The organism is uncultured Microscilla sp. (genome assembly GCF_947493425.1).
Classification (GTDB): domain Bacteria; phylum Bacteroidota; class Bacteroidia; order Cytophagales; family Microscillaceae; genus Microscilla.
Genome location: NZ_CANLRP010000222.1, coordinates 1 through 11930, shown reverse-complemented (window position 1 = coordinate 11930; position 11930 = coordinate 1). Strand labels below are relative to the sequence as shown.

At 41.7% G+C, this 11930-nt stretch carries 11 protein-coding genes; 3 read left to right on the top strand and 8 right to left on the bottom strand.

The genetic code is table 11. From position 1 onward, the window contains the following. Positions 1-76: 76 nt before the first annotated feature. The 3 genes from Q0954_RS30270 to Q0954_RS30260 all read right to left on the bottom strand — a co-directional run bounded on the left by Q0954_RS30270 (position 77) and on the right by Q0954_RS30260 (position 2720). Positions 77-493 (bottom strand): hypothetical protein, encoded by a 417-nt coding sequence (locus tag Q0954_RS30270; RefSeq protein ID WP_299464438.1) that lies wholly within the window; start codon positions 491-493, stop codon positions 77-79. Positions 494-797: 304 nt separating this feature from the next. Next, complete coding sequence (gene sucD / locus Q0954_RS30265) at positions 798-1682, bottom strand: succinate--CoA ligase subunit alpha (protein ID WP_299464435.1); 885 nt, start codon at positions 1680-1682, stop codon at positions 798-800. 369 nt (positions 1683-2051) lie between these two features. Beyond that, complete coding sequence (locus tag Q0954_RS30260) at positions 2052-2720, bottom strand: hypothetical protein (protein WP_299464433.1); 669 nt, start codon at positions 2718-2720, stop codon at positions 2052-2054. A 496-nt stretch (positions 2721-3216) separates the two neighbouring features. Between Q0954_RS30260 and Q0954_RS30255 the strand changes: the two genes are divergently transcribed. The 3 genes from Q0954_RS30255 (at position 3217) to Q0954_RS30245 (ending at position 7121) form a co-directional block, all read left to right on the top strand. After that, positions 3217-3939, top strand: coding sequence for a hypothetical protein (locus tag Q0954_RS30255; protein WP_299464430.1), 723 nt, complete (start codon positions 3217-3219; stop codon positions 3937-3939). Between the two features lie 10 nt (positions 3940-3949). After that, on the top strand, positions 3950-4633 hold the full coding sequence (locus Q0954_RS30250; RefSeq protein WP_299464427.1) for a hypothetical protein: 684 nt from the start codon (positions 3950-3952) through the stop codon (positions 4631-4633). A 307-nt stretch (positions 4634-4940) separates the two neighbouring features. Beyond that, positions 4941-7121: a 7TM diverse intracellular signaling domain-containing protein gene (locus Q0954_RS30245; RefSeq protein ID WP_299464425.1), complete on the top strand. Its 2181-nt coding sequence runs from the start codon at positions 4941-4943 to the stop codon at positions 7119-7121. An 87-nt stretch (positions 7122-7208) separates the two neighbouring features. Here the strand turns inward: Q0954_RS30245 and Q0954_RS30240 are convergent, their stop codons facing one another. The 5 genes from Q0954_RS30240 to Q0954_RS30220 all read right to left on the bottom strand — a co-directional run. After that, the gene (locus Q0954_RS30240; protein WP_299464422.1) at positions 7209-7646 is read right to left on the bottom strand and encodes an N-acetyltransferase; all 438 of its coding nucleotides are present in this window, start codon (positions 7644-7646) and stop codon (positions 7209-7211) included. Between the two features lie 8 nt (positions 7647-7654). After that, positions 7655-8419, bottom strand: coding sequence for a type I methionyl aminopeptidase (gene map / locus Q0954_RS30235; RefSeq protein WP_299464419.1), 765 nt, complete (start codon positions 8417-8419; stop codon positions 7655-7657). Between the two features lie 204 nt (positions 8420-8623). Next, positions 8624-9859, bottom strand: a complete 1236-nt coding sequence (locus Q0954_RS30230; protein WP_299464416.1) for a M43 family zinc metalloprotease — start codon at positions 9857-9859, stop codon at positions 8624-8626. A 138-nt stretch (positions 9860-9997) separates the two neighbouring features. Then, on the bottom strand, positions 9998-10756 hold the full coding sequence (locus tag Q0954_RS30225) for a hypothetical protein (RefSeq protein WP_299464413.1): 759 nt from the start codon (positions 10754-10756) through the stop codon (positions 9998-10000). A 324-nt stretch (positions 10757-11080) separates the two neighbouring features. Continuing rightward, positions 11081-11930 (bottom strand): patatin-like phospholipase family protein (locus tag Q0954_RS30220; protein ID WP_299464410.1); only part of this gene is annotated, 850 nt, incomplete at its 5' end.

The following is an 11930-nucleotide window of genomic DNA, read 5'->3' as shown; positions in this document are numbered from 1 at the left end:
GATACGCGAACCGTATGTCCGGTGGTGTGAGAGGGATAAAGTAGGGTAGAATGATTTCCTACTTTACCCTACTCGATCAGGCAGCTTGTGAGCTGGGAAACAGCCAGGCTTCAGCGTCTTTTATTGTATCAAAAAAACGAGTAATATTTTTAAACCTGCCTTCTTCTATAGTTTGTTTAATGGTAAGTAGTGCCAGGAAATCATGGCTCAAAACAATGGCAAGACGCTCAAGGTGCACGTCAGCAATCAAGCGATCTATCTCTGATGCCACCCAGTCTTGCTCCACAGGGTCTATAGCATACAAAAAATTAGTGCTGTCGGAAATCACAAACCGGGGGCGTACTTTTCTGATAGTGTTCCAGAGCAGCATTTGTTCTTTTTTATAGCCTCGTTCGCCTAACGATTGACTGTCAGGTTTCCATACATTGATAAAAAAGCTACGGTCTGAATCATGGTAGCATTTTTGAAAACGATTATTAAACAGTTCTATCATTTGCATCAAATTGGTGTACGTTAAATAAGCAGCGCCTGTACTTTAGTCACGAGTACAGTGATCATTGCTTGCAATAAGTTTTCTAAAGGAATTTTTATTTATAATAATACTTTTGAATACGAAATTTGGTAGTGTAACAGTGATAATATGTAAAAAAATTAACTAAAAAGCTAGTTTTTACGGGGGGGGACTGGAGAAAGCTTGAGGTGAAATGGGGAAAAACATAGGGGGGAATACAACAAACCTCATCTATGCTTGTCATAAATGAGGTTTGGGTTTATAACTACCGACTTGCTTAAAGCAATTAGCTAGTGACTGACTCAAGTGCTTTTACCATAGTAGCGCCAATTTCGGCAGGAGACTCTACCACATGTAAGCCACATTCACGCATGATACGCATTTTAGCTTCAGCGGTGTCATCTTTTCCACCAATAATAGCTCCTGCGTGTCCCATTCTACGTCCTTTTGGAGCAGTTTGTCCGGCAATAAAGCCTACTACAGGTTTACGGTTGCCATCAGCCTTGATCCAGTTTGCAGCTTCAGCCTCCATGCTTCCACCAATCTCACCAATCATAATGATAGCATCAGTGTCAGGGTCGTTCATCAACAACTCTACTGCTTCTTTAGTAGTAGTACCAATTACTGGGTCGCCTCCTATACCAATGCAAGTAGACTGTCCCAGTCCGGCTTTAGTAATTTGATCTACTGCTTCGTAGGTCAAAGTACCAGAACGCGATACAATACCAATACGGCCAGGGTTGTGAATAAAACCAGGCATAATACCTACTTTAGCTTCACCAGGAGTAATTACCCCAGGACAGTTAGGTCCTACCAAACGCACATCTTTGCCTTGGATATATTGTTTGGCTTTTACCATGTCCAAAGTAGGAATCCCTTCAGTAATTGCAATAATTACCTTGATACCTGCGTCGGCAGCTTCCATAATGGCATCGCTGGCAAAAGCAGGAGGTACAAAAATAATCGATACATCAGCACCTGTAGCTTTTACCGCTTCTTTTACAGTGTTGAATACCGGACGTTCAAGGTGAGTCATTCCCCCTTTGCCAGGAGTTACACCACCTACTACATTACTTCCATACTCTATCATTTGCCCTGCGTGAAAACTACCCTCAGAGCCTGTGAAGCCTTGAACAATTATCTTAGAATCCTTATTGACTAAAACACTCATATATCTGTTTTTTTGTACAAAGTAACCGTTTTAAAAATAGTCTCTGTGCTTAGAGAGAACAATTTACAGCCGTAAGGTTTGCGCCCTAAACCAAAGTATTATTTTTTGTCTGTTACAAAGTTAGTTTTTTTACTTTTTTATCCAAATCAATACATTTAGGCAAGCCTTGGTATATAGCTGTTTTGTTGCGTTGTTGGGTTACACTCTGCCTGACAACAAGCAAGTGTTTAGCAATGTTTAATATTGCGCTACAAATGCAACAAAAGCCTTGTAAATTGCTACTTATGCTCAAGGCTTACCCTATGAGCAATTTGCATATTATTTTGAAACTATCCACAGGAAAGCACTTGAATTTTTTACATAAAATCACTAATGCAACAAACCTTTAGTGCTTAAGTCCTGAATTTCGATATTTTTGGGTAGGGCAAACTTTTCATCGGCTATCTTTTGCCCGGTAGTTACCCTTACGGCTTCACGGGTAATGGTTCTTTCGGTCGCTATTTTGGGTATTCTTTTGAGCACGATTTGTTTCCAAACCCAAAACTTAGCAGCCAATCGTTTTACCTCCCATACATCACAAACAAGGTCTGCTACCTGATCTTGTCCAGTTTTTTGTCCTCCTAGTTTAAACAGCTTTTGTGCGTTAATTCGACTTAAGTCTTGAGGATTTAGGCTGGTTTGTTTTGGGTTTTGATCATAGGCCGGATTACGCATTTTGGTGCCGGTTTTTTCCAGAAAATCTATGCTGTATACCCATTCTTTATCAGTCAGTATCATACGGTCAACTTTACGATCGACATTGGTGCCTACCTTAAACGTGGCTTTGGTATAACGTGCTTCACGAGCCCCCCACTGATCAAAATAAACTGTTTCATACCCTTGTTGAATGCCATTAAGCCGGTAGCTTATTTCGCCTGATTCTACCTCATAACGATGTGTTTTTGCTGTATTATTGCTTGTTTTGTTACCGCCACAGGCAGCGAGCCCGCTTGCCAGTATGTACCACCCAAAAAAAATAAAAAGTTTTGTATGCTTCATAAAAATTAAAAATTTTCTTTTGGCTGCAAATGTAAAGGTTTATTCGAAAGAACGCTCTTTACAGGCAGGGCAATCCTAAGGTTTTCTTCTGGATTAGGTAACAAGTCATCATTAAAGATTACTCTACCCTACTATTTTTCACCTCGGTTTGTGTCTCCACAAATCGCCCCGTCATAGAGCTTGGGAACAGTGTTTTTCAAGGTTTCGATCAGCTCGTAGAGACACGATTTGAGGCGATGATTGTACTTTTGAAAAAAAAGCTGAGTAGGGTAATCTTTAATTACTCTACCCTACACAATAGGTGCTTTAGGTTGGGTAGAGTAATGAAAGCGTAGTTGTAGGCTTATACCCAGTGGGCGAGTGAATACTGCTTGTAGCTCATTGCACCAATATATGTTTAAGGGCTTAAGGTTCATTGCCTATATATTTTGTTTGGTTTTCTTTTTGTGGCTAAAATTTGTTATATTTCTTACATGAACTATTCTATACTTATACTATGAACTATATACCCATAGCAAGGACTGCTGATACTATACAGCAAGCCAGCCGGCTTTGGGAAGCTTACCCAACCAATGAAGGGAATAAAGGGAGAGAGTTGTTTTGGGCAGCTTACTATAAAGCCATTGACGAATCGAAAAAAACACAAAAGCAGCACATGAATGTTTGGGCAAATGAGGCGCCCGTGCAGATGACCAGCAACCAGGCAATGGCTGCCCCTCAATTGTTTACCATTAACCCCAACCAACGACAGGTATTCTTAAAAAAACTATGGGCTTATCAGGTATTGCCTGTTGCCAAAGCATTTACCGTGGCTTGGTTTGCCATGAGCGTGTTTTTTGGGGCAGTCAATCAAGACGGAGGTTCTTATCAGTTAATAACCATCAGTGCCATTTTGCTGGTGTTGTTTATTACAGGCATTGCCTACCACTATTGGGTAATATGTCGCCCCCTGGCCGACATGCAATTAATGATAGACCGCTTGGGTATCATACGTGAAGGTGCCGGACTTGACCACCTTAGCATTAGCTACAGCGAGATTCTTGACATTAAAAGAAACCCTTTAGGAATGCAGGTGTTCATTCAGCCCAAAGGACGTATTCAGGAAGAGCACGAATCTGTATTGTTACCCGAAGCACTCCTCAATTATCCGTTGGCATGTGAACTACTCCAGAGGCACCTGGCTACCCATCATCAATACTATGATCTTACCTCATACTAATATGTGTTTTATGGCTATACAACAAGTAGAAACAAAAGCAACTGGTTTGTGGCAATCTTTTGCCCCCAGTGCCCCCAAAGATCAAGAAAGTTTTTGGATGGATTATGAAAAACTCATTGCCAAAAGCAAAAAACAACAACGCAACTATCGGGCGGTTGCCCCAGTCCAGGCTCATTATACTGTACCAAGGTCTACTGCTTTGCCTTTTGTGTTTGCGGTAGATACCCACCAAAAAAAGAGCTACTTACTTGAGCAATTCAAGCAAACAATTCATCAGGTAATGATTCCTTTGGCAATTGCCGGGTGTTTTCTTAACATGGTATTATTGTTACAAAAACCGTATGTATTGATGGCGGTTTTTGCCAACATGCTGGGAGCAATATTTTGCCTGTCAATTTTCTTTTTTTGTTTCCAAAAAAGAATCTCTGAATTAAACACCCTGATAGAAATTTCGCCACAATCGCTTACCAGAATAGGGGGAGGGTTTCGTTCGCAAAAAATACATTATTATGACATTGCCGAAATAAGGCATACCACCCGCGGAATGAGCATTATCTGCTATGATTCTATCCACTCAAAAGACCGTTTGTACGAAGCCCTTGTCATTCCTAAAGCTTTTCAGCATTACCAACAAGCACAAGCCCTCATCAAGCATTATTGGAGCAATCACCAAGTGAAGATGGTGGTGAAGTAACAAGATGGCGAGCCTCGAAATAACTAAAGGTGTTTGCTTCTGTAGAAAATAATTCGATATATACTCGTTGATTGCCTATATAGTTTTATGTTTGCATTTGTTCCTGCCTGACAGCACGCAAAAAGGTGATATGTCAAACTTTTGAAATACTCAAGGATATTTACTCAAGTGATTTTGCCAAAGCAAATCCTTGTGTCGTTTCCAATAAATACTTTTTTTACTATTAAAGTAGGGTAAAAGTGGGGCAATTATGCTATTATAGTACAATGTTTGGTAAGGGTACAATAAAATGCAAACCAAGAACTAAATGATCAAAAGGTTCATTCCTGAAAACCAACGGTGGCTATGGCTGCTTGTGTTGATGTTTCTTTATATATCAGGCTTTGCGCAAACTCATCCTGTGGTGGTTCGGCAAACTTCTCAGATGCAACTGATAGGCACCAGTGTAGCTTATTTAAAAGATACATCGGCTAAGTTAACCTTGCATGACATTCTGAAGCCTGAATACCAGCAAAGGTTTCAAAACCAGGGCAAGGTGGTGTTTAACTCTGATGCTACCAATGCCGGCTTTTGGTTTAAGTTTGTGGTAAAAAATGAGACCAACGAAGATTTATGGCTGAAAATAGGCGATAACTTTGCCTCTTGGTACCTTGACTTTTATACACCCGTGAAAGGTGATTCGTTGGGTAAATACACTCGCCCAAAACTATTGGGGGCATTGCGTCCTCAACAAAACCGAGAATTCCCCTCCCATTTTTATTGTGTTCGGCTTGCCAAAGAAGACGATCGCCAAACCAAGGTGTTTTATCTGCGTGCCAAGGGTAATTTTCCAAAAGTATATACTTTTCAAGTGGGCACCACGTATGCCTTGACCAAACACCTCAATGTGTACGAATACATTGTGTCAGGTTTTGTAGCACTTATATTGTCTATGTTGGTATACAATGCCTTTATTTGGTATTCTACCCGCGACAAAATCTACCTTTATTACATCCTGGCATTATTGGGTATTTTGATGAACATTACCTTTGACAGTGGCTACCCGCTCATACATCACCCCTTGGCTTGGAAATGTTTCTTTTTGTGGCATGGCACTGGCTTTTTGTTTATCTGTTTGTTTGCTGTTCATTACCTTGAACTTGCCAAAAATGCCCCCAAGGTATACTACTTTATTGTGTTTTTGATGTTTTTTGTTATTGGGGTATTTCCTATACTGGGCTTGCTTACCAACAACTCCCCTGTGTTGATGATCCCCTACCAAATCATTGTATTGCTCTTTTATAGTAGCTTGTTATTTACCGCGTTTTACCTCTGGAGTAAGGGATTACGCAATGCTCGTTTTTATGTGTGGGGCTGGAGTTTTGTCATTGTGGGAGTGTCCATGTTTATTGCCACCATCAATGGAGTATTACCCTTTAGTTTGTTTACCCACCAGGCGATGTACTTTGGTTTTGGCGCTGAGGCATTGGTGTTTGCCCTGGCTTTGGGCGACCGCTTAAATACGCTCAAGTTGGAAAAAGAAGTAGCTCAAGCAAAAAACCTTCAATTGGTACAAGAGCAAAACAAGGTATTGGAAGAAAAAGTAGAAGAAAAAACCAAAGAGCTGCGTTCGGCTTACGAAGATTTAAAACAAAATAACGAAGAGTTGGTGCAGACTCAGCACAATATTTCGTTGCAACGTGATAAGTTGGAAAAACAAAATAAAGCATTGTATAGGTACCAACTTAGAATTAGCCAAAGTATAGAAGCTGCCAACCTTATTCAAAGTGCCATTTTGCCTACCACCAACAGCATTGAAGGCTTTTTTGCCGAGCATTTTGTCGTGTATAAACCCAAAGACATTGTATCAGGTGATTTTTATTGGATTCATTCGCTTGACCAACATAAGTTGATGCTCATTGTAGCCGATTGTACCGGACATGGGGTGCCGGGAGCCTTTATGACTTTGATTGGGCACATTTTGCTTGACAGAATTGTGCGTATTCACCATGTAGATGACCCTTCAGAAGTATTGACCAGACTCAACGATGAAGTATACCGGGTGCTGCGCCAGGAAGAAACAGGCAACAATAATGGGATGGATGCCACTGCTTTGGTGATAGAAAAAAGAGACGCAGGGGATTTTCAGATTGATTTTGCGGGTGCCAAAAGCCGACTGTTGTATGTAGATGCCAGCGATCAGGCGTTGAAAGAACTCAAAGGTACCCGCAAGTTTATTGGTGGTTTTCAGATGCCCAATAGAGGGTTTGAGAAAAAAGTGATTTATTTGACCCCAGACAGTATATTGTACCTGGGCTCTGATGGTTTGGCAGACCAAAATGACATTGATCGTAAAAAAATTGGCACTACCCGTCTCAAGCAGCTTTTGATAAGTAACGCCCATTTACCCCTTGCCCAACAAAAACAGGCCATTGTAGATACCCTTGCCCAACACATGGAAGGCACTGAACAACGTGACGATATTTTGTGGATGGGCATCAAACTTTAAGGTGTGTTGATTGAAAGTAAGGATTGCAGGCAAGAATTGAAAAACAGCGTTGGTTTTATCTGAAGGCAGGGTTTAATTGATGGAGCACTAAACAATTTTAGGTATATATTGCAAGAAATAAGACGATGCGTCGTGGCGCATTATTTCAAAACCTACCCTTTGGTAGAGGCGTAACGCTGGGTTATGTTTGAGCACGCTCAGTACCACTTTTAGCTTATTTTTCCGGGATTTTGCCAGCACATTTTCCAATACTGCTTTCCCTATGCCTTTGCCTTGGTATTCGGGGGCTATTTGTATTTGAATCACTTCTATTTGTGTCTCATCTTGCGTATACTTTAGCAAGCCAGCCTTTGTGCCTTGCCAACAAATAATACAGGCATTTTCCAATTGATACTTGATGCGACTCAAATGGGTTTGTTGGTCGGTGGGGATGCCTGCCAACTCCAGATAATGAGTCATCGTTTGCTGGCGTAGCCACAGCAAATACTCTATATCCTGAGAAGTGGCAGGCAGGTATGTCAACATCTGTGTCACTATTCCCAAATACCGTTAGTAGCGGTCAAGATTACAGGCTCGTTGTTGGTAATCATAATTGTATGCTCGTGTTGTGCCACAAAACCGCCTTGGTTACCCACCAGTGTCCACCCATCTGCCTGAGTAAGTGCCTTAGACGATTTGGTAGCAATAAAAGTCTCAATGGCTACTGTAGTATTGTTCTTGAACCGCTTGCGGTTAAATCGATCATAACAATTGAGAATATCAGAAGGTTCTTCGTGCAAGCTGCGCCCTACTCCGTGCCCGGCAAGGTTTCTTATTACTGTAAACCCTCGTTTTTTTGCTTCAGTTTCTATTATTTTGCCAATGTGTGCAATCCGTACTCCTGCCTTGGCGTGATAAACCGCCTTATGCAAAATATCTTTAGAGGCATCTACCAAAGCCTGGTGTGAATGTATGTCTTCGCCCAGTACAAACGAACCTCCATTGTCTGCCCAAAAACCATTCAACTCTGCCGATACATCGACATTTACCAAGTCTCCTTCTTGCAGTATTTTATTTGCCGATGGAATGCCATGGGCAATTTCCTGGTTGATACTGATACAAGTATATCCCGGAAATCGATAGGCGAGGTGGGGGGCTGATTGGGCACCCAGGTCTTTGAGCAATTGCCCGCCAAAATCGTCGAGCTCTTTTGCCGACATTCCAGGCTTGGCATAGGCACGCATTTCTTTCAAAGTAGTAGCTACTGCATTACTCACTGCTTGCATTCCTTCCAATTCTGATTCTTTTCCTATAGACATAATTTTTTTTGCTAAATTTATATTTTACCCGGCTGACTACTGAGCGTCAGATGCTGCTTATTTGCTATCCGTTTTGATTAAGAGTTTTTATGCACTCATTACCTAATGAGCATTTATTGAATCATTCCATCCTCATACAAAAATTTGTCAGTATATGAAGTGATAAGTTAATGATTTTTACGATGAAATCAGAAATAATGAGCTTTAAAGTCCCACCAATACTTTTTTCACCATATTGATGGCTATGCCTTTAATTTTAATGAGCACAATTCCACTGGTGCCTGCAGGAATTTTAAGTTGTATAGTATCCAAAGCTGTACCGTTGTATTGGCTAAGCAGTGCTCCCTGTATGTTATACATCCCTACCTGTACTTGTTGCCCCTGTAGTTGAGTATTGGGCACTATTGTTATCCGGTCGATGGCAGGGTTGGGGTACACCCTGACCTGATTTGTTGCTAACCGTATTAAACCAGGCGAAGTAGCCAAGGTTTGGCGCCTTGGGCTGTTTGCCATTACAATTCGCATGCGGGCTACCTGATCCTGAGTAAAGATATTCATGCATTCATCGTAGCTGTAGTCCATGTAGTTTTCTATCATTGCTGGTTCGCCATTACAGGCGGTAGGCTTGGAGCCGCAACCTTCCTCGTGAGCATTTGCTACCGGCGGAGTATCCTCACAAAAATCATCTTTATCGCAGCCTCCTTTAATGCCCCAAATATGAAACAAACCCAGAAAATGCCCGATTTCGTGGGTAAGGGTTCTGCCCAGGTTAAAATGATTGTTTTCGCCTTCTTGAAACAGCACACTATTGATAAAAACTCCATCCGCCTTTACTTCCTTTTCGGGAGGAGTCATACCAGGCAAATCGGCTTCTGGAAACACCGCCCTGCCCAACAACACTTTAGGCAATGGGTAAAACCATAAATTTAAATATTGCTCAGGGTTCCAATAGCCATAACGGGCGACGCTTTCCATCAAGCTTGGGTATTGCCCCGAAGTGTCAGGTGGTACTGTAGATTGGTCTATGCGTACAATGCCATTGGTAGGAGAGCCATCTGGTGTTTGTTGTGCCAACTGAAACTCAATACGAGCATCAGCCCCTACTGGGTGGGTGTTGTACCCTGGTGTACCTTCACGCTTTCTGAAATCGTCATTCAGGTTGTCAATCAATTGGCGAATCGTGGCAGTAGACAAGTTTTCTTTTTCTCCTTCTTTCAAACCATTGCTATAAACCACATGTGCTACTACTGGTATCTTATACACGGTATTGGTAGTTCTTTGCCGGGTTTTGTTTGCCTTTAACCATTGCTCAAACTTTGCCAGATCATTAGTGGGAGCAAAACCACACCTTTCGGTGTTTATAGATTTTTGTGCCCACAGGTGGTGACTATTAACCAAAAGGAGGAGAAATGATAGCAGACGCAGTACTTTTTTTTGCATAATTTTACTTTGATTAAGATGGTTACCCTAACGCATCTTATGGGCAGTTTGTGTCACTATCGTAGTTTTGTTTAAATTAATCTTGATTATTCATTATCAGTAAGTTAGTTCCTGCAAAAAAGGGTTTCAATGACTTACTTACCTTACGTTCTTCAGATACTTTTGCAAATTTTTCAGCGCAAGCATAATTTTATCATATTCACTTTGGCGCAATGATTCGTAAGCTGCCTGAGTTTTCTGCTGTAGTATTTTAACCGAACGGAGTTGGGGGTATTGGTTAAATAAAGAGGAGAGGCGAGTAGGAGAGGCGGCAATATATTCCTGATATATTTTATTTTCGAGCCCATTCAAGGCACCATCGGTTTGTTGATACAGGTGTACAAATGAAGCAAACAGTTGTTGATCGGGCAATGTAAAAACTCCATTGTGCCAATCCTCCAAATCTCGTTGGCGATCGGCATAGCCATTCAAAATGCTTTCATAGCCATTATGATTGACATACGGATAAAGTACAAAGCCAGTCGTTGACAGCAAGTCGGCGGTGAGTGGAACCAGCACTTCGCCCGCCCTGAAAGTGTCCTCATCATCGCGCGAGTAATGTAGTTTCCGGTGGGCGTTCGACACGTACATATATGATAAATACCCAAAAGCCTTGTGGTAACCCTCGGTGTGATTGCCAAAAGGTAAGCTGGGGTGTTGGGTAGGGTAAACAGCACCTGCGCTTGAGTGCAAAAATACAATAAAGTGTCCACCATAGCGAAGCGATAAGTGCTTATACCAGCTGTGTACATCCATCAAATGCTGGGCAAAACGCTCATATTGAACAGGAGAGGGGAGGGGTACATCAGCCATGGTGTGCTGATACTCTTCTTTAGAAACAAGTTGGTATCGTGCCATATATGGATACAAATATACAATCTTTTACCCTTTTATACTTAAACAAAAATGGTTTTGAAGATGGATTTTGACTAATAGTTTGAATACCAACACTAATCAACCGAAGCTATTTCTAAATCCCGGTTCATCGGGGCAGCTTTGCTGTGCTGAGTTCTGCTTCAGCTAATCCTGTAAATCCTAAAACCGAGTCTGCAGCTTGCTGTGACGAGCTCACCGCAGGTAATCACTTTAATCTTAGTATACCTTGCTTTTTCTTGAGTCAATACTTAGGGGTTTCCACCACTCAGACCAACGTTGCCAGTTGATTGAAAAACAGGTATACAGTTAATCCGCCAGCTTTACTTCAATTTCCTGGGCAATTTCGGGTATCTTGGCAAGTGTGTCATTATAGCCAAACTCTACCAGCAAATGACCTTTTCTAAAATCGAAAATGTTGTATTCCAACGCATTGGGTACCTCTATTACCACATCGCATTTTGCCAGCCTTGACTTTACGTTGGCTGCCATGTGCATGTCAAATACCCGTTCGCCAATGCCCCACATCGATGACACCTTGTTTTCGGCAGTATTAGGGTTTACATTTACCCCAATTACTACATCACACAAATCTCTGATGGCCTCTACAGGCAGGTTGTTCAGTACTCCTCCGTCTATATAAGACTGATCGTTGATTTTGACAGGTTTGAATATCAACGGAATAGCTGCCGATGCAATGACCGCAGAGGAGAGTTTTCCACTGTTGAAAATCTCGTAATGCCCTGTGTTTAAGTTAGACACACACACATGTAAAGGTTTTACCAATGATTCGAACGAGTCTTCCGGAATTTGTTCTTTGATAATGTTTTTGAGGTAAGTAAGGTCTGTTAAACCTCCCAGTGGTAGTCCTACCCTTATTATTTTGTGCGAACGCACTTTACCCAACAATGCCATCATTTCTTCGTGTGATTTTCCGGCAGCATACATGGCTCCTACAATGGCTCCCATGCTAGTGCCTGCCACCATATCGGGAAATATGCCATACTCTTCCAGCGCCTTGAGTACTCCTACATGGGCTATGCCACGGGCACCCCCGCCACAAAGCACTATGCCTAGCTTTTTTTTACGATAAATATTATTTGAAAGCCCACTGTCTTTAGTAGTGGGATGAAAAATAATTGCCCGTGAAAGGGGCAGA

What these genes read in the sequence shown, in the direction of transcription:
- Q0954_RS30240 (WP_299464422.1), bottom strand. Translation starts at nt 7,646, where the DNA reads ATGTTGACATACCTGCCTGCCACTTCTCAGGATATAGAGTATTTGCTG.
- Q0954_RS30260 (WP_299464433.1), bottom strand. Translation starts at nt 2,720, where the DNA reads ATGAAGCATACAAAACTTTTTATTTTTTTTGGGTGGTACATACTGGCA.
- Q0954_RS30230 (WP_299464416.1), bottom strand. Translation starts at nt 9,859, where the DNA reads ATGCAAAAAAAAGTACTGCGTCTGCTATCATTTCTCCTCCTTTTGGTT.
- Q0954_RS30225 (WP_299464413.1), bottom strand. Translation starts at nt 10,756, where the DNA reads ATGGCACGATACCAACTTGTTTCTAAAGAAGAGTATCAGCACACCATG.
- Q0954_RS30250 (WP_299464427.1), top strand. Translation starts at nt 3,950, where the DNA reads ATGGCTATACAACAAGTAGAAACAAAAGCAACTGGTTTGTGGCAATCT.
- sucD (WP_299464435.1), bottom strand. Translation starts at nt 1,682, where the DNA reads ATGAGTGTTTTAGTCAATAAGGATTCTAAGATAATTGTTCAAGGCTTC.
- Q0954_RS30255 (WP_299464430.1), top strand. Translation starts at nt 3,217, where the DNA reads ATGAACTATATACCCATAGCAAGGACTGCTGATACTATACAGCAAGCC.
- map (WP_299464419.1), bottom strand. Translation starts at nt 8,419, where the DNA reads ATGTCTATAGGAAAAGAATCAGAATTGGAAGGAATGCAAGCAGTGAGT.
- Q0954_RS30245 (WP_299464425.1), top strand. Translation starts at nt 4,941, where the DNA reads ATGATCAAAAGGTTCATTCCTGAAAACCAACGGTGGCTATGGCTGCTT.
- Q0954_RS30270 (WP_299464438.1), bottom strand. Translation starts at nt 493, where the DNA reads ATGATAGAACTGTTTAATAATCGTTTTCAAAAATGCTACCATGATTCA.